This is a genomic window from Kribbella sp. NPDC051936 (assembly GCF_040680955.1).
Classification (GTDB): Bacteria; Actinomycetota; Actinomycetes; order Propionibacteriales; family Kribbellaceae; genus Kribbella.
Genome location: NZ_JBFAXS010000003.1, coordinates 290552 through 310856 on the forward strand (window position 1 = coordinate 290552; position 20305 = coordinate 310856).

The following is a 20305-nucleotide window of genomic DNA, read 5'->3' on the forward strand; positions in this document are numbered from 1 at the left end:
CCTGACCCTCTCTCTACGGTGTGATTGGGCGATGCGTCTACGTCTCCTCGGGCTATCCCTGTGTGCCCTCGGCCTGCTCGGCCTGTCCACTGTCCCAGCCGGTGCGAGCAGCGCCGCAGCCGCGGACGCAACCAGCGCCGCCGCCGATCCGGTGGTGACCAACTACGACAGCCAGGTCCGGGTCGAGCGCGACGGCCTGCTCCGGGTCGCCGAGACCTGGAAGCTCAGCAATGTGAACGGGACCTTCACCCGGTTCATCGTCACGCGGGACCACCTGCCCGACGACATCGACCACGTCCAGGAGATCGGCGATCTGACGGTCAAGGCCGGCGGCCAGGACAAGAAGGCCGAGCTGAAGACCGAGGGCGACGTCACGTCGATCGCCGTCCCGGACGTCAGCAGCGGTACGACGCAACTCGACTTCACGTACACCGTGAAGGGCGCGGTGGCGAAGACCCTGGACGGCACCGAGGTGCGGTTCGCGCCGCTGACCGGGATCAGCCTCCCGATCCAGACCGCGAACGTGGTCTTCAGCGTCCCCGAGGTCTCGCACGTCTCCTGCTTCGCGGGCCCGATCGACAGCAACATCCCGTGCTCGCTGGCGCAGATCGGCGAGACCTCCGGCCCGACCTTCCAGCAGACCGCCCTGCCGCCGGGCAACACGGTCCGGATGGCCGTCGGCTTCCCGAAGGGCCAGATCGCCGACAACTCGATCATCGAGTACCGGCACACCTTCAAGCGCGCCTTCTCCACCGACACAGCCCAGCTGATCACCGCGCTGGCGGTGCTGCTGCTCGGCGCGATCGCGCTGTTCGCGCTGTACCGGCTGCGCGGCCGGGACCAGATCGACCCGCGGCGCGTCGTCCCGGCGTCGCTGTTCAGCCTCGGCACCGACGCGCGGATCGACTTCACGCCGCCGTCCGACCTGCGGCCCGGTGAGGTCGGCACGCTGATCGACGAGCGGATCGACCCGGTCGACGTGACCGCGACGATCATCGACCTGGCCGTCCGCGGTCACCTGACGATCACCGAGCTCGAGCACAGCACCGAGTTCGCGCGGCCGGACTGGGAGCTGCGCCGGGTCTCGAGCGCGCCCGCCGAGGAGCTGCAGCGGTACGAGAACGTCCTGATCCGCGCGATCTTCGGCGACGCCGACTCGGTGCTCGTGTCGGAGCTGGGCAAGCAGGTCCGCGCGAACCTGGCGCAGGTCCAGGACGCCCTGTACGACGGTGTGGTCAAGCGCGGCTGGTTCACCGAGCGCCCGGACCGCACTCGGTCGCTGTGGGCAACGATCGGTATCGCGACGACGGTCGTCGGTGTCGTCGCCACTGTCCTGCTGGCCCTCCTGACGACCTGGGGCCTGCTCGGCCTGGCCATCACGCTGGTCGGTGTCGGCCTGCTCGTGGTCGGCCGCTACATGCCGGCCAAGGCCCCGGCCGCCGGTCGCGTCCTCGGCCAGGTCGCGGCGATCCGCGGCGAGCTGCTGGAGATGGACGTCAGCGAACTGCCGACCGACCAGCACGCCGAGCTCTGCTCACGCGCCCTGCCGTACGCCGTTGTGCTCGGCGGCTCGGAGCGCTGGATCGACGCACTCGTCGCGACCGACACCACGCCGGACGAGGCGGACGAGGGCTTCACCTGGTACCGCGGTCCGAGCGGCTGGCACCTGCACTACCTGCCGGACTCGCTGCGCAACCTCACCACGAACCTGACGGGCGCACTCTTCGCCCGCTGAGGTCCACAAGAACAGTGCCCGCCACGCCGCCCCGGCGTGGCGGGCACTGTCGTTTCTGGTGGCCCTACCAGTTGTGCTGCGGATCTGTTGGCGCCGGCAACGGTGTGCTCTCGGGGTGGAGCACGTAGACCAGTCCGCCCGAGTGCGGCACCCAGGCGTTCTCGAACGCCTCCCGGTCGTACGTCGTCCGCACCTGGTCGTTGCTGGCGATCAGATGCGACGCCGGGTCGTTGACGACCACGTTGCCTGCCTGGTCGAAGCCGACGATGACCATCAGGTGCCCGTTGGTCCCGTAGCCCGCGCCGGGCAGGTCGCCCTTCTTGAACGACAGCGACGCGATCAGCGGGATCCCCGCCTTGATGAACTGCTCCGCCTCGGTCAGCGAACGCAGCCGGGTGACGAAGGCGTCCACGCCGCGCGAGCCGGCGTACGCCGTGTTGAACGGCCAGTTGCCCGCACCGTCGTACGCGTAGTCGAAGACGGACCGCGCCGAGTGGTCCACCTGTGGATCGGGATCGGTTGGATCGACCCATGCCGTTTCGGCCGCGGTCGGACCGGCGCCCCAGTAGTCGAGGACCATCGCCGTCGAGGTCGCCGAGCACCAGGCCTCGCCACCGCCGTCCCACTGCGGGTAGTGGCCGATGTGCGTCTCCTGCGAGTACGTCGGTACGTCGAGAACGATGCCCTCCGCGCCGCCGAGGGGGCTGACGGCAACTTTCTTGTCCGACGGCAGCCGGGATGCCATCGCCCCGACGGAGCGGACCACTGGGGACTGCGTCGTACCGCTCAGCCGGTAGAGGGTGACCTTCAGCTGCCAGCGGTCCAGCCACTTGCCGGTCGCGGCCTGGAAGGTGTCGACGGCAACGGAACCGTCGGCGTCGCCCTGGCTCGGCACGGACGTCCGGTGGATGTCGCCGGCCGCGGTGTCGTCGCCGCCGGACCAGCGGCCGAGCACGTACCACTTCGTGGTGGTGCCGAGATTTGTCGTCCCTGCCAACGAGACCTCGACCCAGGTCCCGGGCGGCGTGGTCGCGTTCCAGGAGGCGACCAGCTCGGTCAACCCGAAGCCGGTGCTGACCTGCGGCGAGACCCAGCTGGTCCGGTCGTAGGACTTGGCGGTGCCGTCGCCGAACGGGTCGACGTACGACGTGGTGCCGGTCGACGTACCGAAGGCGAGGGCCCCGTCGGCGACCGTGGTGCCGAACTGCTGGCCGGACTGGAAGTCGGCGCTCGAGGTCCAGGTCCGATAGGCGACCTGCCGGGCCGGTGCGACCTTGACGGCTTCGCTCGGCAAGGTGCCGGCGCTGAGCACGACCACCCCGAGCATCAGGGCGGTGACGGAACGGGCGCTGGTCATGGGGCCTCCCGGCCTGGACTGAGGAGCGGAGGGAGCGCAGCGACCGGAGCGACGAGGGAAGGCCGGGAGTTACAGCCCCATGACCCGCCGCGCCGGAGGCGTGGCATCAGCACAGTCATGTTCCGACGGTAGCTGCGGCGGCAGTTGCTGTCATCAAGACGGCGCGCCGCGGGCAAAAACTTACGAACGCTTGTCCCACTCGCTGTAGAGCATCGCGAACACCAGTTCGTCGGTCCACTCGCCCTTGAGGTACTCGTTCTGCACGAAATGCGCCTCCTGCCGCAGGCCGAGCCGCTCGAGCAGCTTGACCGACCCCGTGTTGCGCGCGTCCAGACGGGCGATGATCCGGTGCAGGCCGAGCTCCTCGAAGCCGAGCCGCAGCAGCTCGGCCGACGCCTCCGCGGCGTACCCGTGGCCGTGCGACTCCGGGTGGAAGACGTACCCGATCTCGCCGGTGCGCTGCTCGACGTTGTTCATGAACAGCGTGACCTCACCCAGGTGCCGGCCGGTGTCCCGCAGGACGACCGCGACGGTGAGCGCTTGACCGTCGGTGTCCATCGGGACATCGGCCAACCGGCCCGTGAGGGCCTCCTTGACCTGCTCCGGCGTCCGTACGTCGTACAGCAGATAACGGGTGACGTCGGGGTTGGACTGCAGCTTCAGCAGGTCGTCGTAGTCGTTCTCGACGTAGCGTCGAAGGGTCAGGCGGTCAGTCTCGATCGGCAGCGAGTAGCTCACCGATCGAGACTATGCGACCACCGCAACCCGTTTAGCCGTTGGCGAGTGCCTGCAGCCGGTCGTACGCGCCGTTGAAGTGGCTCTGGTCGATCGGCGACGAGGTGAACTGCCAGAACGTGTAGAACGGCCAGCCGCCCGGCAGCGTCCCCACCGTGGAGGAGTAGCGCGCCACCCACAGCGGGTTCGTCGAGTTGAACGCGGTGGTGTTACCGGTGCACCGGCTCCACCAGTCGTAGTTGGTGTAGATCACCGCGTCGCGTCCGGTACGGGACTTGTAGGTGTTGAGGAAGTCGCGGATCCAGCTGACCATCGCGGACGCGCTCAGCCCGTAGCAGGTCGCGCCGTACGGGTTGTACTCGATGTCGAGCGCACCCGGCAGCGTCTTGCCGTCACGGGACCAGCCGCCGCCGCTGCTGGCGAAGTAGTTGGCCTGCGTCGCGCCGCTGGAGCTGTTCGGCAGGGCGAAGTGGTACGCGCCGCGGATCATGCCGACGTTGTAGGACCCGTTGTACTGCTGGGCGAAGTACGGGTTCTTGTACGACGTACCTTCGGTCGCCTTCACGTATGCGAACCGCTTGCCTTGACCCCACCAGTAGGCCCAATCGACGTTGCCCTGGTGACTGGACACGTCGATGCCTTCGACGGTGGCCGCGGTGCCCATGTCGGCGGGCGCGGCGGCACTGCTGCTGGTGGTGGTGGTGTTCTGCGTCCAGCCCATGTAGGCGTCGCCGGCCTTGCTGATGCCGTGCTGGCGGGCCTGAGCGGTGGGCTGCGGGGTGGGGCTTGCTGTGCTGGCTTGGGCGGAGCCGGTCGAGGCCAGGATCAGGCCAAGAGCGACGGCGGCACCCGTGAAAAGGGCGGACTTCACGGTTTCCTCCAGAGCGATGAGGGGCGGACAGAGCGCTCGGCGATGGTCTTACCCGCATTCGGTAACAACCAACCCTGGAGGCCGGTTGTTCGGTGATTATTTACCGGCGTCACCTCCCGTTACCCTTGACCGGTGACACTTCGCTTGTACGACACCGCAACAGCAGCAGTGCGAGATTTCGAGCCGGTCCACCCGGGCAAGGTCGGGATCTACCACTGTGGGCTGACGGTGCAGGGTGCCCCGCATGTCGGGCACATCTACAAGGAAGTGGTCTTCGACGTCCTGCGGCGCTGGCTGGAGCGGTCCGGCTACGACGTGACCGTGATCGCCAACGTCACCGACATCGAGGACAAGATCCTCGCCAAGTCCGCCGAGCGCGGCATCCCGTGGTGGGCGCACGCCTACGAGTTCGAGCGCGAGCTGCACTGGGCGTACGACGTGCTCGGCTGCCGCCCGCCGACGTACGAGCCGCGCGCCACCGGGCACATCCCGGAGATGCTCGAGATGATCGAGCAGCTGATCGACCGCGGGCACGCGTACGTCGCGCCCGACGGATCGGGTGACGTCTACTTCGACGTCCGCTCCTGGCCGCAGTACGGCGCACTGTCGCACCAGCGGATCGACGACATGGAGGCCGCCGAGGACGCGGACCCGCGCGGCAAGCGGGACCCGCGCGACTTCGCGCTCTGGAAGGGATACGTCGAGGGGACGCCGCGGACCGCCTCGTGGCCGACGCCGTGGGGCCGCGGCCGCCCGGGGTGGCACCTGGAGTGCTCGGCGATGGCCGGCAAGTACCTCGGCGACGAGTTCGACATCCACGGCGGCGGGCTGGACCTGCGGTTCCCGCACCACGAGAACGAGTTGGCCCAGTCGACCGCGGTCGGGCAGAAGTTCGCCCGGTTCTGGATGCACAACGCGCTCGTCACGACGGCCGGCGAGAAGATGTCGAAGTCGATGGGCAACAGCGCGATCGTGCGGAACGTGGTCGAGCGGGTCCGCCCGATCGAGCTGCGGTACTACCTGGTCCAGTCGCACTACCGCTCGGTCGTCGAGTTCTCGTTCGAGGCGCTCGACGAGGCGGCGAAGAGCTTCCAGCGACTCGAGGGCTTCGTGCACCGGGCCGCGGAGGTGACCGGCGGGGCCGAGCCCGCGGCCGACCTGCCCGGCGACTTCGTGGCCGCGATGGACGACGACCTGGGGACGCCGGCGGCGATGGCCGTGCTGCACAACACCGTTCGCGACGGGAACAAACTGGTCGCCGACGGCGACTCGGAGGCGCTGCGCGAGGTGCTGGCGGCGGTGCGCGGGATGCTCGGCGTGCTCGGCCTGGACCCGCTGGCCGAGCCGTGGGTGTCGCGCGCCGGCGGCAGCGACGCCCTCACCGAGGTCGTCGACGGGCTGGTGAAGGCTCTGCTCGAGCAGCGGCAGGCGGCCCGGGCACGCAAGGACTACGCCGCCGCGGACGACGTCCGCGACCAGTTGAAGGCGCTCGGCGTCGTCGTCGAGGACACACCGCAGGGACCGCGTTGGTCTCTCGCGACAACTACCACCGACGAAGGAAACTGACGTGCCAGGCAGCAGCCAGCGCAAGGGTGCCATCCGGAAGAAGCCGCGGGGCAACCCGACGGCCGGTTCCGGTGGCCGGGTCCGCCGCGGACTCGAGGGCAAGGGGCCGACGCCGAAGGCGGTGGACCGGGTCAAGCATCCGGCCCACAAGCGGGCGAAGGCGGCCGAGCGGGCCAAGGAGCGGGAGCAGCGTTCGCGGCGCCCGTCGCGCAAGGACGGCGACTCCACGGTCGAGTGGGTGTACGGGCGGAACCCGGTGGTCGAGGCGCTGCGGGCCGGCGTACCGGCCGCGGCGCTGCACGTTGCCGAAGGCACCGAACGCGACGCCCGGCTGCGCGAGGCGCTGCTGGTCGCGGTCGAGACCGGTGTGTCGGTGCTCGAGGTGCCGCGGACGGAGCTCGACCGGGTCACCGCGGGCGGCGCCCACCAGGGCGTCGCGTTGCAGATCCCGCCGTACGAGTACGCGCATCCCGACGACCTGCTGGACCGGGCGTACGAGGCGCAGGAGGTGCCGCTGATCGTGGCGCTCGACGGTGTCACGGACCCGCGCAACCTCGGGGCGATCACCCGCTCCGCGGCCGCGTTCGGCGCGCACGGCGTCGTCGTACCGGAGCGCCGGACGGCGTCGATGTCCGCCTCGGCCTGGAAGACCTCGGCAGGCGCCGCGGCCCGCATCCCGGTCGCCCGCGCGGGCAACCTGAACCGGGCCCTCAAGTCCTACAAGGAAGCCGGCCTGCTGGTCATCGGCCTGGACATGAACGGCGCCGTCGACCTCCCGTCCTTCGAGGCCGCGACCGAGCCGCTCGTCCTCGTCATCGGCTCCGAAGGCAAGGGCCTGGCCCGCCTGGTCCGGGAGAACTGCGACCTGATCGTCTCGATCCCGATGACGTCCGCGACCGAGTCGCTGAACGCCGGCATCGCGGCCGGCGTCACCCTCTACGAGATCTCCCGCCGCCGCGCGAGCTGACCACGACTGCGCCCCGGACCAGGATGGTCCGGGGCGCAGCTGTGTGGATCAGTAGACGCTCACGCCGTAGCGGGAGAGTACTTCAGTGACGGGCTGGAAGTAGGTGGTGCCGCCGGAGGAGCAGTTGCCGGAGCCGCCGGAGGTGAGGCCGAGGGCCACCGAGCCGGCGAACAGCGCGCCGCCGGAGTCGCCGCCTTCCGCGCACACCGTGGTGCGGATCAGGCCGGTGACGGTGCCTTCGGCGTAGTTCACCGTGGCGTTGGTCGCGGTGACCGAGCCGCTGTGCACACCGGTCGTGCTACCACTGCGCTTGACCGCCTGCCCCACCGAGGCGTTGCCGGCGGACGTGATGTCCTGGGACGAGCCGTTGTAGAGGTCCACCGTCCCGGGGTGGTTCGTGTACGACGTGCTGTACTTCACGATCGCGTAGTCGTTGCCCGGGAAGCTCGACCCGTACGTGGTGCCGAGCAGGGTGGTCTTGCTGGAGTTGGCGTACCAGCTGGACGCGATGTTGCCGCAGTGACCAGCGGTCAGGAAGTAGTACGTGCTGCCGCTGCGGACGTTGAAGCCGAGCGAGCAGCGGTACTGCCCGCCGTAGATGGCGTCGCCGCCGGCGATGTACTTCGTCAGCTTGCCGGACATCTTCTCGAGCTTGATCCGGTCGCCGAACTGCTTGGTCACACCGGTCAGCTTCGAGAACTTCGCGCCGGTGACGGTCTCGTCGTACGACACGATGATGCGACCGTCCGGGTTGGTCTGCCACGCCGTACCGGGGATCGTCGCGTTCTCGCTCAGGGCGGACGTGATCGCGGCGGCCGACAGGCTGGACGGGTTGACCGGTGCGGCCGAGGCCTGCGTCGCCAGAAGTCCGGTGGCAGCAAGCCCGGCCGCGGCCAGAACAGCGAGGGTACGGCGGAAGGGGGACATGTTCATGGTTGATGCCTCCTCACGATGAGGACGCCTTCGGGGCGGGGCGTCCTTGACTCAACCGTGACGAGTCCTACCCACTATCTCCCTGAGTATTCAGACAATCTCGGAGAGTAGGGGAAACCTGCGCTCAGTAGATGTAGACCCCGTACGCGTTCAGCGCCTGGACGACCGGCTGGAAGTACGTCACACCGCCCGAGGTGCAGTCGCCGGAGCCGCCCGAGGTGAGGCCGAAGGCGTACTGCCGGTAGAACAGCGGCCCGCCCGAGTCGCCGGGCTCGGCGCAGACGTTCGTCCGGATCAGGCCGACCACGCGCCCGTCGCCGTAGTTGACGGTCGAGTTCAGCCCGGTCACCCGCCCGCTGTGCAGACCGCTGGTCGCGCCCGAGCGGTACACCAACTGGTTGAGGCCAGGGTTCATCGCCCGGGTGATGTCCTGTGAGCGTCCGTTGTAGAGGTACACGCTGCCGCCCGGCACCTTCAGCGGGATGTCTGTCCTATACACGACCAGCGAGTAGTCGTGGTACGGGTACGCGGCGTGGTGGACCGCGCCGGTGAAGACCTTGTGGGCCGGGTCCTGGTACCAGCGGGCCGCGTCGACACCGCAGTGACCGGCCGTGAGGAAGTAGTACTTACCGCGCCGCTGCACGTTGAAGCCGACGCTGCACTTGTACTCGCCGCCGTACGTCGCCATGCCGCCGCTGATGTACTTCTGCAGCTTGCCGGGCAGCTTCTCGAGCTTGACGTTCGCGCCGAGCTGCTTGGTCAGGCCGGTCAGCTTGTTCAGCTTCGTGCCCGTGACCGTCGGGTCGTACGACACCAGCACGGTCCCGTCCGGCCGCGTCATCCACGCCGTACCGGGGGTGTGGATCTGGTCGTTCAAGGTCGCGGTGATCGCCCTCGCGGACAGCTTGGGCGGTTTCACCGGGTCGGCCCCCGCCGGCACGGCGGCGGTCAGGGCGAGGGCGGCGGCCGCCACCATGGCCGCTGTTCGTCGGAGAGTTTTCATATCATCAGCCTTCCGGGGCGTACGGCTCTGATGCGCGGTATGGCAGCAAGAGGACGGGGACCAACCCTAATGGGGCCGACGGTTCAGTCGAGCCGCAGAGAGTGCAGCACGAACGAGGCCAGCTCGCGGTACGCCTCGGCGTCGTTCAGCCCGGTCCGCCGGGCGATGTCGCCGCGCTGGATCGCCTGCATGGTGTGCGCGATCATCTCGGCCGCGAACGCGATGTCGACCTGCCGGAAGGTCTTGTGGTTGATGCCGTCCTCGATCAGCTGCCGGACCCGCTCGGCCGCGATCCGGGTGTTCCGCTCGTACACCGAGCGGGCCGGCGCGAAGGTGGCCACGTCGTCCAGGAAGGTCCGGCTGGCCGGCCGCAGGGCGTCGGCGACCGCGTTCAGGTACGCCGCGATCCGCCGGTCGTGCCGGGTCTGCCGGGCGACCGCGGACTCCACCTGCGCGGTGGCGTTCTTGAAGTAGTGCTTCACCACCTCGACGGCCAGCTGCTCCTTGCTCGGCGCCAGCGCGTAGAGCGTCGTCTTGCTGCAGCGCAGCTCGGCGGCCAGGTCGTCCAGGGTGAACCGGCTGAACCCCTGCTCGAGGAACAGGGACAGGAGCCGGTCGAGCAGCTCGGACTGCCGGCGGGTGCGCCGCCCCGGAACGACTGTTGTCATATCGAGACAGCATAGAACGATACTGGACTATGTGCTCCAGTATCGTTCCGAGTATCATTCCGGGAGTTGTTGAGAGGGGGCTCTGATGGCTGTCGACCGACTCCTGCCCACTGACGAATCCATCGATCTGCTCGCCCTGGTGCGAGACCTGTGCGAGCACGAGCTCGCTCCGCACGCCGCGCACGCGGAGGAGAGCGAGACCTTCCCGCGCTCCGTGTTCCGGACGCTGGGGAAGGCGGGCCTGCTCGGCCTGCCCTATCCGGAGCAGTACGGCGGCGCCGAGCAGCCGTACGAGGTGTACCTGCAGATGCTCGAGGAGATCGCGTCCGCCTGGATGTCGGTCGGCGTCGGCGTCTCGGTGCACACGATGACCAGTTACGGACTGGCGCATTTCGGCTCCGACGAGCAGCGCGAGCGGCTGCTGCCGGACATGATCGGCGGTGAACTGCTCGGCGCGTACGCGCTGTCCGAGCCGCAGGCCGGCTCCGACATCACCGCGATGACGACGCGGGCCGTGCGGGACGGGGACTCGTACGTCCTGAACGGGACCAAGGCGTGGATCAGTCACGGCTCGCACGCGGACTTCTACACCACCTTCGCGCGGACCTCCGACGACCGGACGCACGGCATCTCGGCGTTCCACGTGCCGGCCGGCACCGACGGCCTCAGCTTCGGGGCCCCGGAGCGCAAGATGGGCCTGACCGGATCCACGACCACGCTGGTCAACTACGACGACGTCCGGGTCCCGGCCGGCAACCTGATCGGTGCGGAGGGTGACGGGATGCGGATCGCACTGTCCGCGCTCGACTCCGGCCGGCTCGGGATCGCGGCCTGCGCGGTCGGTCTGGCACAAGCAGCGCTCGACGTCGCCACGTCGTACGCGAAACAGCGGCAGCAGTTCGGGCAGTCGATCGCGGACTTCCAGGGTGTGCAGTTCCTGCTCGCCGACATGGCCGCGGCGGTCGAGTCCGGGCGGGCGACGTACCTGCACGCCGCGCGGCGCCGCGATCTGGGCCGCACGTTCACCCGGGAGGCCGCGATCGCCAAGCTGGTCTGCACGGACGCGGCGATGAAGGTCACGACCGATGCCGTCCAGGTGCTCGGTGGGTACGGTTACACCCGGGAGTTCCCGGCCGAGCGGTACATGCGCGAGGCCAAGGTGACCCAGATCTTCGAAGGTACGAACCAGATCCAGCGGCTGGTGATCAGCCGCGACCTGTTGAGGAGCATGTGATGGAGTTCAGCCCGTCCGACGTCGCCCTGGTCACCGGTGGTGGTTCCGGGCTCGGAGAGGCGACGGTACGACGCCTGGCGGCGGACGGGCTCGGGGTGGTGATCGTCGACCTGCCCTCGTCCGCGGGTAAGGCCGTCGCCGACGAGCTGGGTGATCGGGTGGTGTTCGCGCCGACCGACGTCACCGACGAGACCGCGGTGAGCGCGGCGCTCGACGCGGCCGAGGCGCTCGGCACGCTGCGCGTGGTCGTGAACTGCGCCGGCGTCGCGACGCCCGGCCGGGTCGTCGGCCGCAAGGGCCCGTTGCCGCTCGCAACGTTCCGGCAGGTGATCGAGATCAACCTGATCGGCACCTTCAATGTGCTCCGGCTGGCCGCCGAGCGGATGATCGCCTCCGAGCCAGGCGCCGACGGAGACCGCGGCGTCGTGGTGATGACGGCGTCGATCGCGGCGTACGACGGGCAGGTCGGGCAGGCGGCGTACGCGTCGAGCAAGGGCGGGATCGTCGCGCTCACGCTGACCGCCGCGCGAGACCTCGCCGACAAGGGCATCCGGGTCGTCACGATCGCGCCGGGCACGATGGAGACGCCGATGCTCGCCGGGCTTCCCGAGGAGACCCGCACGGTCCTCGAGCGGCAGGTCCCGCACCCGTCCCGCCTGGGCAAGCCGTCGGAGTACGCCGCGCTGGTCCGGCACATCCTCGACAACCAGCTCCTGAACGGCGAGGTCATCCGCCTCGACGGCGCCCTCCGCATGCCACCACGCTGATGCGCGCCCGCGCGGTCCTGCTGCGCGCAGGCTCGCCCTTCCTCCAACTCTGGTGGCGAATCCGCAAACCCACCACCTCCGGCGTAAAGGCGCTGCTCCGCCGGCCGGACGGCCGCTTCCTCGTCGTCCGCCACTCGTACACCGACACCCGCCGCTGGGCCCTGCCCGGCGGCGGCTACAACCCCGCCCGCGAAACCCCCGCCCAGGCCGCTGCGCGCGAGGTGCACGAGGAACTGGGCCTGCTCGTGCCGCCGGAGATCGCCGAGGCGCGATGGGTGAAGGACGTTCAGGAACTGGGGGATGCGCCACTCTCGAAGTGGTTGCTTGCGGCCCTCATCAAGTAGCTTTCGGCCCCTTTCGGGGTGATCCGAAACGGGGTGCGCGTGGCTGGTTCGAGCGGCACTCTCGAAGTGCTCGACCCAACCACGAAAGGCACGGATCATGAACATTCGCAGGGTTTTCTACGGTGTCCTGGCCGGTGGAGCGATCGCGGCGGGCAGCCTCGCCGTACCGGCCGCCCAGGCGGCCGACGCGCCGGCCGCGGCCCCGGCGTCGTCGCAGGCTGTTGTCGCCGACAACTGGGAGTACGTCGGCGACTTCTTCTGGCAGTCCGACTGCCATGCCGCCGGTGCGGCCGGCACCAAGTGGACGAAGTACAAGTGCATCAACGGCTCGGCGTTCCCGGGCGACGACTACGAGCTGTGGGTCGTCTACAAGTAGGTCGCGCTCAGAGCGTTGAGCTGAGCTCGAGCCAGCGTACGCCGTGCGGAGGCACGGTGTACGCCCGCTCGGTCGTTTGGCCGCCGGTCCACAGGTCGGCGGCCGGGGCGGGAAGTTCGGCAGGGAGCGCGACCTCGCGCGGCGCGGCGCCGGTCCAGAACAACGCTGCGTAGGAGCAGCCCTCACCTTGGGCCGTCCAGACGATCAGCTCGCCGTCGTCGAGCGGCTCGCGGACGATCTCCCGGCCGTCGGACGAGGTAGCGAGGACCTTCGCGAGCGCCGGATTCGCCAAGAGTGCAAGGGTTTCCGGCGACGTGGTGGGCAGGTCGCCGCCCATCATCAGGGGTGAGCGGCCCATGACCCACAGGGTGAGTAGCGTCTTCTGCTCGTCGACGGTGAGGCGGCTGTCCCGGTCGGCGCCGCGCTCGGCGCGGATGCCGATGTGGCCGAGCGGCAGCATGTCTGCGTCCGCCCAACCGCCGGCCTGCTGGAACGGCGCCCAGCGCGCGAGCCGGGCGAACTGCGCGTGCACATCCTCCCATCGATCCCACAGGTCGTCGGAGATCCGCCACAGCTGCGCGTTGGCCCGCAGATGCTCGACGTGGTGCGTCGACAGGTGGGTGCCGGGCGACAACGACAGCACGATGTCCCGCCCGCTCCGCTCGATCGCCCGCGCATACGCCGCGATCTCCCGATCGTGGTACGGCGCGAGCATGTCGTCCGCCTTCACGAAGTCCACGCCCCAGGCGGCGAACTGCGCGACCTGCGCGTCGTAGTACGCCTGCGCGCCGGGGTGGTCGTGGTTCAGCCCGAGGTTGTCCGGGTTCCACGGGCACACGTGATCGGGATCCGCGATCTGCCGCGCCGTCCACTCCGTCCCGTACACCGGGAGGTCGAGCTCGACCGCCCGCCGCGGAATGCCGCGCATGATGTGCAGGCCGAACTTCAGCCCGAGCGCGTGCACCTTCGCGGCCAGCGGCGCGAAGCCGGCGCCGCCCGCGGCTGAGGGGAACCGCAGCGGCGCCGGCAGCTGGCGGCCGTGGTCGTCCAGGACGACCGGCGCATTCTCGTTGTAGCCGTGCGAGCGGGCGGTCGGGTCGTACCAGGCGATGTCGACGACGACTGTGTCCCACCCGAACGGCAGCAACCGGTCGTGCATGACCTGTGCGTTCGCGAGGACTTCGGCCTCGGTGACCGTCGTCCCGAAGCAGTCCCAGCTGTTCCACCCCATCGGCGGGGTCGGCGCGCTCACCATTCGGCGAACGAACCGTCGTCGTGGCGCAGCACAGGCGACCGCCAGCGGTGCGGCTCCGCGGCCGCGGCCCGGACGGCGTCCTCGTCGACCTCGATGCCCAGACCGGGACCGGCGGGGCGTTGTACATGCCCGTCGGTGAAGGCGAAAACGCCCGGGTCCACCAGGTAGTCGAGCACCGCGTTGCCGCCGCCGTACTCGATGCCGAGGCTCTGCTCCTGGATCAGGAAGTTCGGGACGGCGAAGTCGAGTTGCAGGCTCGCGGCCAGCGTGATCGGCCCGAGCGGGCAGTGCGGCGCGACGCTCACGTCGTACGCCTCGGCCATCGCGGCGATCCGGCGCACCTCGGAGATGCCGCCGGCGTGCGAGATGTCCGGCTGGGCGACCGCGATCCCGGTGGGCAGCACGTCGCGGAAGTCCCAGCGGGAGAACAACCGCTCGCCGGTGGCGATCGGGATGCTGGTCGACTCGGTGATCCGGCGCAGGTCGCGGGCGAACTCGGGCAGCACCGGCTCCTCGACGAACATCGGCAGCAGCGGCTCGAGCAGCGGCAGGATCTGCCGCGTGGCGGCCGTGCTGAACCGGCCGTGGAAGTCGAGCGCGATGTCGACGCCGTCGCCGAGCGCGTCGCGGAGCGCCTCGACCCGGCTCACCGAGGCCCGGAGCTGGGCGGCCGACGGGATCGGGGGCAGCGCCTCGGACAGGTTGAGCTTGACGGCCGTGAAGCCCTTCTCCACCTTGGCTTTCGCCTCGTCGACGAGCTGTGCGTTGTCGCGGCCGTGGACCCAGGTGTAGACGCGCACCCGGTCCCGGACCGGCCCGCCGAGCAGCTCGTGCACAGGGACGTCGTGGAAGCGCCCCTTGATGTCCCACAACGCCTGGTCGATCCCCGCCAGCGCGCTCGACAGCACCGGGCCGCCGCGGTAGAAGCCGCCCTTGGCCATCACCTGCCAGTGCTCTTCGATCCGCAGCGGATCGGTGCCGACCAAGTACTCCATCAGGGCCGTGACCGCGCCCTGGACCGCCTCGGCACGTCCCTCGACGATGGGCTCACCCCAGCCGCTGATCCCTTCGTCGGTGTCGATCCGCAGGAACTGCCACCGCGGCGCCACCAGGAACGTTTCGTATCCGACGATCTTCACGAGGCCTCATTCGGTTGCCGGTCGGGAGCGGAGAGCAGGGCGGCGACCAGCTGGTCGGTCTGGCGGAGCACCAGGGCGGCGGCGCCGGAGGCACCGGCACGGGCGCCGAGGTCGAGCTCGGCCGCGACGACGTCGGCGTCGCGGGTCAGCGTCATCGCCGTCCGGCGCAGGGTGGCGCGGATCGGGTCCAGGATCAGGTCGCCCGCGCGGGCGAGCTCACCGCCGACGATGATCCGCTCCGGGTTGAGCAGGTTGCAGATGTTCGCGAGCACCCGGCCGGTCAGCTCACCGGCTTCACGGAGCACCCGTAAGGTTTCCGGCTGTCCGTCGGCCGCGGACGCGAGCAGCTCGTCGAGGCCGGCATCCTCGCCGAGCACCGGCGCCAGCGCCGCGAGCACGGCCTGCACCGACGCATACTGCACCAGGCAGCCGCGATTCCCGCAGGGGCACGGCGCACCGGTCGAGTCCGCCGACAGGTGGCCGATCTCGCCGCCGCCACCGCGCGCGCCGCCGTGGTGAAGGTTGCCGTCGACCAGCAGTCCGGAGCCGATCCCGGTGGACAGCCCGAGGTAGAGCACGTCGCGGACGTCCCGGCCCGCGCCCCAGGTGAACTCGGCCACCGCTTCCAGCCGGGTGTTGTTCTCCACCAGCACGGGCACCGCGAGATGCCGGCCGAACTCCGCCGCCACGTTCACCCCGGCCCAGGCCTGTCCCGGCAGCGACGGACCGACGACACCGGTCTGCAGGTCGAGCGGTCCGGGCACGCCGATCGCGACTCCGACGAGGTTGTCGCGATGCCGCCCGGTGCTCTCGAGGAGCTCGTCGAGCAGCGCGACGCCGGCCGTGAGCCGCTCCTGCCATGGCGTGTCCCGCGCCGTGCGAACCCCGTCGCTGGCCAGCGTCTCGCCGGACAGGTCGGTGAGGTGGCACCAGACACGCTCGAGGGTGAAGTCGAGGCCGGCGGCGGCACCGGCGGCCGGGTTCGCCCTGAGGAAGCCGCGGGCCCGGCCGTCGACCTCGGACGCGTCGATCCCGGCCCGGGCGACCTGGTCGCCGACGACCTCGACGACGACCCCGCCGGTGATCAGGTCGGCCACGATCGTCGACACCGTCGTTCGCGAGACGCCGCAGATCCGCGCGAGCTCCGCGCGGTGCAGCGCGCCGTGCTCCATCAGCGCGGAGAGCATGCGCTCGGAGTTGGTGCGTCGCAACGCTCGCAGGGATCCGGTGTCCTTCGCAGTCACGACGACGAGTATCGGCGAACCAGCGGTGCGGAGTCAATTTCCCTGACAATCTGTGTACGAAGACTTGACACAAACGCCGAAGTGCTCGAACAATTTCGGCCACAGTCGCGGGGATCGCCCCGGGCCCGGCGACCGGATGACCGACATGGACGCTGAGCTGAGCAAGGCACCGCTGGTGGTCGTGACCGGCGGACTGGGGCGTGTCGCCACGGTGGTTCTGCCGTGGCTGCGCAAGCACTTCCGGGTCCGGCTGGTCGACAGCGCCGCGGCGGCGCGCCGGGTCGAAGGGCTGGTGCAGGCCGACATCGGTGATCCCGACGAGGCCCGCCAGGTCCTGGCCGGCGCGGACGCTGTGCTCCACCTCGCCGGCAACAGCAGCCCATGGCAGACCTGGGACAACGTGTATGCCGCCAACGTGTGGACCACCCAGGTCACCCTCGAGGCCGCCGCGGCCAACGGCGTGCCGAAGGTGGTGCTGGCCAGTTCCCTCCACGCCGCCGGGGAGTACAACCGCCCGCAGTACCGGCCTGTCGATCCACGGCTCGACCCGCGCCCCTGCTGTCCGTACGGGTTGGGCAAGGTCGTGCTGGAGGCGCTCGGCCGGATGCACGCCGAGCGCACCGGCGCGTCGGTCACCTGTCTGCGCCTCGGCCTCACCGGTTGGCCACCCGCAGAGCGCCGCTACCTCGGGCAGTGGCTGTCCGACGACGACGCGGGGCGGCTGACGCTCGCCGCCCTGGGAGCGCGAGAGCGGTTCGGCGTGCACTTCGGCGTCTCCGCGAACACCCGCAACCACTGGGACATCACCTCCGCCCGGCACGAGCTGGGCTACCGCCCCGAAGACGACAGCGAAGCCCTCGCGGACCGGGCCGGGCCCTCCTCCGGCCCGGTCTGCCGGCTCTTCGACCCAGAGACATCCGAATGAGAGGTTGGCCATGACCACAACGAACCCGGGGTTCTCCCGCCGCAGGTTCCTCGCGCTCGGCGGTGCCGTCGCCGGCAGTGCGGCGAGCGGAGCGCTCGCGGTGGGCTGCTCGCCCGCCTCGTCCACGAACACTCCGGCCGCCGCCGGCACCGGATCGTCCGCCAAGGGCGTGGTGACGGTGATGTCGCAGTCCGGCGAGTCCGGTCCGAAGGAGGCCAAGGCCGCGTCACAGGCCCTCGGCCTGACCGTGAAGACGGTCGAGTACGACCTCACCAAGCTGACCGCGATGCTTGCCAGCGGCAACCCGCCGGACGTGGTCCGCGGCATGGGCGCGACCGAGACGCCGTACCTGGTCGCCCGGCAGGTCGCGGAGAACCTCGATCCGTACTTCGCGAAGAGCACGCTGATCAAGGCCGACGACATCGACCCGGTCAACGACGTCTGGCGGTACGACGGTGAGAAGCAGGGCAGCGGGCCGCGCTACGGGTTCGCGAAGGACTACTCGCAGGACTGCACCATCTGGTACAACGGTGCGCTCTTCGATGCGGCGAAGGTGACCAGGCCGAGCGCGACGACGCCCCTGCTGCTGGACGAGCTGCTCGACGAGGGCAGGCGCCTGGTGAAGCGGCAGGGCGCGAAGGTCAGCGTCTACGGCCTCAACCCGAACGGGCTCGGCCTGTTCGGGCAGCTGACCTGGATGACCGACCTGGCGGGCGGGAAGCTGACCGCCGACGATCTCGCCTCGGTCGACTTCAGCACCCCGGAGGCGCAGCGGGCGCTCACCTGGTACCTGGAGTATGCGAAGGCCGGCATCGGCCCGACGGTCCTGAATCCGGATCCGAACGGCTGGGACGGTCCGACGTTCCAGGCCGGCCGGATGGCGACCACGCTGAGCGGCTACTGGCTGGGCGGGTTGTTCGCCGGTGATCCCAAGTCGGCGAAGGTCGCCGGCTTCGCGCCCGCACCCCAGTTCGACACCGGCCGCCGGGTCAGCCCGTGCTTCGGCGCCACCGGCTTGTGGATGCCCAAGGCCGGGAAGAACAAGGACGCGGCCTGGGCGGTGATGGAGTGGTATCTGGCCGGCGATCCTGCCAAGGCACGGGCGAGCGGCGGCTGGGGTATCCCGCCGCTGAAGTCGCTGCAGAAGCTGATGCCGCAAAAGCTGCCGTACCAGAAGCAGGCCTACGACGTGCAGATGGCGGAGAAGGAGCACTTCTCGGTCACCTCCTACACCCCGTACGTGCGGCAGGACGCGATCAACGCGGTGATCACCCGTGAGCTGCCGAAGGCGATCAAGGGCAGCACCTCGGTCGGCCAGTTCGCCGACACGCTGAACACCCAGATCAACGCGCAACTCGCCGACGGAAAGAAGCGGTTGCGGTGACATCGGCGCTGACCGAGGTACGCCGTCGCGCGGCGCCCGCCGAGGCGCCGGCCGCGGACCGGAGGAAGAAGCCGCCGAGCCTGCGCAAGGCGCGCACGTTCTACCTGTTCGTGGCGCCGTGGATCATCGGCTTCGTCGCGCTGACCGTGTTCCCCCTGGGGTACGCGTTCTGGCTGAGCCTGACCGACTCCGACGGGCTGTCGCCGCGGACACACTTCGTCGGCTTCGACAACTACGTGGAGATCTTCAAGGACCCGCTGACGCTGAGCTCACTCGGCAAGACCGGGCTGTTCGCCCTCGTCACCGTCCCGCTGTCGATCCTCGCCGGCCTCCTGCTGGCGGTGATGCTCAATCAGCCGATCAAGGGACGTGGTCTGCTCCGCGGCCTGATCTATCTGCCGGCGGTCGTCCCGCCGGTGGGGGCCGCGCTCACGTTCCGGCTGATCTTCGACCGCGACGCCGGCGCCGCGAACGGCGTCCTGAGTGGTCTCGGGGCGAATCCGATCACCTGGCTGGTCGATCCGAACGTGCGCTACGTGCTGTATGCGTTGGTGCTGTGGGGCTGTGGCGGGTCGATGATCATCTCGCTGGCCGGGTTGCAGGACATTCCTCGTGAGCTGCTCGAGGCGGCGCAGGTCGACGGCGCGTCGTACTGGCAGTCGTTCACGCGGATCACCGTGCCGCTGTTGTCGCCGGTGATCCTGTTCCAGGTCATCACTGGGGTGATCGGGTCGCTGCAGTCGTTCGCGCCGCTGCTGCTCTCGTCGGGCTCGCTGAGCGGAGCAGGCACAGTGCCGCAGGGCAACTACCTCTACATGATCCACGTGTTCGCGCAGTACTTCAGCGCCTCGCGCTTCGGGTATGCGTCGGCGATGTTGTGGATGCTGTTCGCGGTGATCCTCCTGGTGACGCTGGTGATCATCAAGGTCAGCGCCCGGACCGTGTTCTACACCGTCGAGCCGGGAGGCCAGAAATGACCCGGACCTCCAAGTGGGCGCTGTCCATCGTGCTGCTGGCCGTCGTCCTGGTGATGCTGAGTCCGATCCTCTGGCTGGTGTCGACGTCGCTGAAGTCGCCGGCCGAGATGGCGTCGTTCCCGCCGAGCTGGTGGCCGTCGGCGCCGCGGTTCGCGAACTACACCGATGCGATCCGCCAGGTGAACTTCGTCGGCGCGACGCAGAACTCGCTGACCATCGCGTTCATCAGCACCACGCTGACGACGCTGAGCTCGGCCTGGGTCGGCTTCGGGTTCGCCCGGTTGACGGCGCCGGGCAAGAAACAGCTGTTCGTCGTGCTGCTCGCGACGATGATGCTGCCCGGGATCGTGACGCTGGTTCCGACGTACCTGATCTTCGCGAAGGTGCACATGGTCAACACGTACTGGCCGTGGGTGGCGTGGGGGCTCGGCGGCAGCGCGTTCCTGATCTTCCTGTTCCGGCAGTTCTTCGCCGGGATCCCGCGGGAGATGGAGGAGGCCGCGATCATCGACGGCTGCGGGTACGTCGGGATCTTCTGGCGGATCTTCCTGCCGCAGTCCTGGCCGGTGATCGCGGCCAGCGTGATCCTGTCGTTCACGCACGCTTGGGGCGACTTCGTCGGGCCCGCGATGTTCCTCAGCCAGGACAGCACGACACTCGCCGTCGCGATGGCCACCGGCTACGTGAACGACAAGGGCTTGCCGATGAACAACCTGGTCGCCGCGGGCGCCGTCATGTACGTGTTGCCCGTCCTGGTCCTCTTCCTGTTCATGCAACGCCGCTTCGTCAGCGGCTTCTCCACCTCAGGAATCAAGTGAAGGAGGT

20 protein-coding genes are annotated in these 20305 nt (G+C 69.5%); 11 read left to right on the forward strand and 9 right to left on the reverse strand.

The genetic code is table 11. The features are described 5' to 3' along the window. Positions 1-31 precede the first annotated feature (31 nt). Entirely contained in the window at positions 32-1735 is a 1704-nt protein-coding gene (locus AB0L64_RS11615; RefSeq protein ID WP_363710094.1) for a DUF2207 domain-containing protein, read from the forward strand. Positions 1736-1799: 64 nt separating this feature from the next. Here the strand turns inward: AB0L64_RS11615 and AB0L64_RS11620 are convergent, their stop codons facing one another. The 3 genes from AB0L64_RS11620 to AB0L64_RS11630 all read right to left on the reverse strand — a co-directional run bounded on the left by AB0L64_RS11620 (position 1800) and on the right by AB0L64_RS11630 (position 4698). Continuing rightward, positions 1800-3092: a peptidase C39 family protein gene (locus AB0L64_RS11620; protein ID WP_363710095.1), complete on the reverse strand. Its 1293-nt coding sequence runs from the start codon at positions 3090-3092 to the stop codon at positions 1800-1802. A 180-nt stretch (positions 3093-3272) separates the two neighbouring features. After that, a complete protein-coding gene (locus AB0L64_RS11625) occupies positions 3273-3830 on the reverse strand; it encodes a GNAT family N-acetyltransferase (RefSeq protein WP_363710096.1) in 558 nt (185 codons plus the stop codon). A 31-nt stretch (positions 3831-3861) separates the two neighbouring features. Further along, entirely contained in the window at positions 3862-4698 is an 837-nt protein-coding gene (locus tag AB0L64_RS11630; RefSeq protein ID WP_363710097.1) for a lysozyme, read from the reverse strand. Between the two features lie 132 nt (positions 4699-4830). On the opposite strand from AB0L64_RS11630, the gene cysS reads away from it, so the two are divergent. Together cysS and rlmB are read left to right on the forward strand one after the other, a co-directional pair. After that, positions 4831-6264 (forward strand): cysteine--tRNA ligase, encoded by a 1434-nt coding sequence (gene cysS / locus AB0L64_RS11635; protein ID WP_363710098.1) that lies wholly within the window; start codon positions 4831-4833, stop codon positions 6262-6264. A gap of 1 nt (position 6265) precedes the next feature. Further along, the gene (rlmB, locus tag AB0L64_RS11640) at positions 6266-7231 is read left to right on the forward strand and encodes a 23S rRNA (guanosine(2251)-2'-O)-methyltransferase RlmB (RefSeq protein ID WP_359934184.1); all 966 of its coding nucleotides are present in this window, start codon (positions 6266-6268) and stop codon (positions 7229-7231) included. Between the two features lie 48 nt (positions 7232-7279). On the opposite strand, the gene AB0L64_RS11645 is transcribed toward rlmB, so the two are convergent. The 3 genes from AB0L64_RS11645 to AB0L64_RS11655 form a co-directional block, all read right to left on the reverse strand. Further along, positions 7280-8164 carry a S1 family peptidase gene (locus AB0L64_RS11645; protein ID WP_363710099.1) on the reverse strand — a complete coding sequence of 295 codons (885 nt, stop codon included), beginning with the start codon at positions 8162-8164 and terminating at the stop codon, positions 7280-7282. A 124-nt stretch (positions 8165-8288) separates the two neighbouring features. Continuing rightward, positions 8289-9167: a S1 family peptidase gene (locus tag AB0L64_RS11650; RefSeq protein WP_363710100.1), complete on the reverse strand. Its 879-nt coding sequence runs from the start codon at positions 9165-9167 to the stop codon at positions 8289-8291. An 83-nt stretch (positions 9168-9250) separates the two neighbouring features. Beyond that, complete coding sequence (locus AB0L64_RS11655) at positions 9251-9835, reverse strand: TetR/AcrR family transcriptional regulator (RefSeq protein WP_131460575.1); 585 nt, start codon at positions 9833-9835, stop codon at positions 9251-9253. Between the two features lie 85 nt (positions 9836-9920). On the opposite strand from AB0L64_RS11655, the gene AB0L64_RS11660 reads away from it, so the two are divergent. The 4 genes from AB0L64_RS11660 (at position 9921) to AB0L64_RS11675 (ending at position 12556) form a co-directional block, all read left to right on the forward strand. Then, positions 9921-11069 carry an acyl-CoA dehydrogenase family protein gene (locus AB0L64_RS11660; RefSeq protein ID WP_363710101.1) on the forward strand — a complete coding sequence of 383 codons (1149 nt, stop codon included), beginning with the start codon at positions 9921-9923 and terminating at the stop codon, positions 11067-11069. After that, positions 11069-11836 (forward strand): 3-hydroxyacyl-CoA dehydrogenase, encoded by a 768-nt coding sequence (locus AB0L64_RS11665; RefSeq protein ID WP_363710102.1) that lies wholly within the window; start codon positions 11069-11071, stop codon positions 11834-11836. The genes AB0L64_RS11660 and AB0L64_RS11665 overlap by 1 nt, the downstream gene beginning before the upstream one ends. Beyond that, positions 11836-12180, forward strand: coding sequence for an NUDIX domain-containing protein (locus AB0L64_RS11670; RefSeq protein WP_363710103.1), 345 nt, complete (start codon positions 11836-11838; stop codon positions 12178-12180). The genes AB0L64_RS11665 and AB0L64_RS11670 overlap by 1 nt, the downstream gene beginning before the upstream one ends. A gap of 97 nt (positions 12181-12277) precedes the next feature. Then, positions 12278-12556 carry a hypothetical protein gene (locus tag AB0L64_RS11675; RefSeq protein WP_363710104.1) on the forward strand — a complete coding sequence of 93 codons (279 nt, stop codon included), beginning with the start codon at positions 12278-12280 and terminating at the stop codon, positions 12554-12556. Positions 12557-12563: 7 nt separating this feature from the next. On the opposite strand, the gene AB0L64_RS11680 is transcribed toward AB0L64_RS11675, so the two are convergent. Genes AB0L64_RS11680 through AB0L64_RS11690 form a run of 3 tightly spaced genes read right to left on the reverse strand, consistent with a single transcriptional unit; the run spans position 12564 to position 16194 of the window. Next, on the reverse strand, positions 12564-13811 hold the full coding sequence (locus AB0L64_RS11680) for an alpha-galactosidase (RefSeq protein WP_363710105.1): 1248 nt from the start codon (positions 13809-13811) through the stop codon (positions 12564-12566). Then, on the reverse strand, positions 13805-14950 hold the full coding sequence (gene dgoD, locus AB0L64_RS11685; RefSeq protein WP_363710106.1) for a galactonate dehydratase: 1146 nt from the start codon (positions 14948-14950) through the stop codon (positions 13805-13807). The genes AB0L64_RS11680 and dgoD overlap by 7 nt, the downstream gene beginning before the upstream one ends. Beyond that, a complete protein-coding gene (locus AB0L64_RS11690; RefSeq protein ID WP_363710107.1) occupies positions 14947-16194 on the reverse strand; it encodes an ROK family protein in 1248 nt (415 codons plus the stop codon). The genes dgoD and AB0L64_RS11690 overlap by 4 nt, the downstream gene beginning before the upstream one ends. Before the next feature lie 145 nt (positions 16195-16339). Here AB0L64_RS11690 and AB0L64_RS11695 point away from each other — a divergent pair, with 145 nt between their 5' ends. The 4 genes from AB0L64_RS11695 to AB0L64_RS11710 are packed head-to-tail and all read left to right on the forward strand — an operon-like array spanning position 16340 to position 20298. Beyond that, entirely contained in the window at positions 16340-17119 is a 780-nt protein-coding gene (locus tag AB0L64_RS11695) for an NAD(P)-dependent oxidoreductase (RefSeq protein WP_363710108.1), read from the forward strand. Between the two features lie 10 nt (positions 17120-17129). Further along, positions 17130-18503 carry an extracellular solute-binding protein gene (locus AB0L64_RS11700; protein WP_363710109.1) on the forward strand — a complete coding sequence of 458 codons (1374 nt, stop codon included), beginning with the start codon at positions 17130-17132 and terminating at the stop codon, positions 18501-18503. Continuing rightward, complete coding sequence (locus tag AB0L64_RS11705; protein ID WP_363710110.1) at positions 18500-19480, forward strand: sugar ABC transporter permease; 981 nt, start codon at positions 18500-18502, stop codon at positions 19478-19480. Before AB0L64_RS11700 ends, AB0L64_RS11705 begins: the two co-directional genes overlap by 4 nt. Continuing rightward, the gene (locus tag AB0L64_RS11710; RefSeq protein ID WP_363710111.1) at positions 19477-20298 is read left to right on the forward strand and encodes a carbohydrate ABC transporter permease; all 822 of its coding nucleotides are present in this window, start codon (positions 19477-19479) and stop codon (positions 20296-20298) included. Before AB0L64_RS11705 ends, AB0L64_RS11710 begins: the two co-directional genes overlap by 4 nt. Positions 20299-20305: the final 7 nt, after the last annotated feature.

Bases quoted from the DNA above. Each gene is read 5' to 3' on its own strand.
- AB0L64_RS11615 (WP_363710094.1), top strand. From the start codon at position 32: ATGCGTCTACGTCTCCTCGGGCTATCCCTGTGTGCCCTCGGCCTGCTC.
- AB0L64_RS11620 (WP_363710095.1), bottom strand. From the start codon at position 3,092: ATGACCAGCGCCCGTTCCGTCACCGCCCTGATGCTCGGGGTGGTCGTG.
- AB0L64_RS11645 (WP_363710099.1), bottom strand. From the start codon at position 8,164: ATGAACATGTCCCCCTTCCGCCGTACCCTCGCTGTTCTGGCCGCGGCC.
- AB0L64_RS11650 (WP_363710100.1), bottom strand. From the start codon at position 9,167: ATGAAAACTCTCCGACGAACAGCGGCCATGGTGGCGGCCGCCGCCCTC.
- AB0L64_RS11655 (WP_131460575.1), bottom strand. From the start codon at position 9,835: ATGACAACAGTCGTTCCGGGGCGGCGCACCCGCCGGCAGTCCGAGCTG.
- AB0L64_RS11660 (WP_363710101.1), top strand. From the start codon at position 9,921: ATGGCTGTCGACCGACTCCTGCCCACTGACGAATCCATCGATCTGCTC.
- AB0L64_RS11665 (WP_363710102.1), top strand. From the start codon at position 11,069: ATGGAGTTCAGCCCGTCCGACGTCGCCCTGGTCACCGGTGGTGGTTCC.
- AB0L64_RS11670 (WP_363710103.1), top strand. From the start codon at position 11,836: ATGCGCGCCCGCGCGGTCCTGCTGCGCGCAGGCTCGCCCTTCCTCCAA.
- AB0L64_RS11675 (WP_363710104.1), top strand. From the start codon at position 12,278: ATGAACATTCGCAGGGTTTTCTACGGTGTCCTGGCCGGTGGAGCGATC.
- AB0L64_RS11680 (WP_363710105.1), bottom strand. From the start codon at position 13,811: ATGGTGAGCGCGCCGACCCCGCCGATGGGGTGGAACAGCTGGGACTGC.
- AB0L64_RS11695 (WP_363710108.1), top strand. From the start codon at position 16,340: ATGGACGCTGAGCTGAGCAAGGCACCGCTGGTGGTCGTGACCGGCGGA.
- AB0L64_RS11700 (WP_363710109.1), top strand. From the start codon at position 17,130: ATGACCACAACGAACCCGGGGTTCTCCCGCCGCAGGTTCCTCGCGCTC.
- AB0L64_RS11710 (WP_363710111.1), top strand. From the start codon at position 19,477: ATGACCCGGACCTCCAAGTGGGCGCTGTCCATCGTGCTGCTGGCCGTC.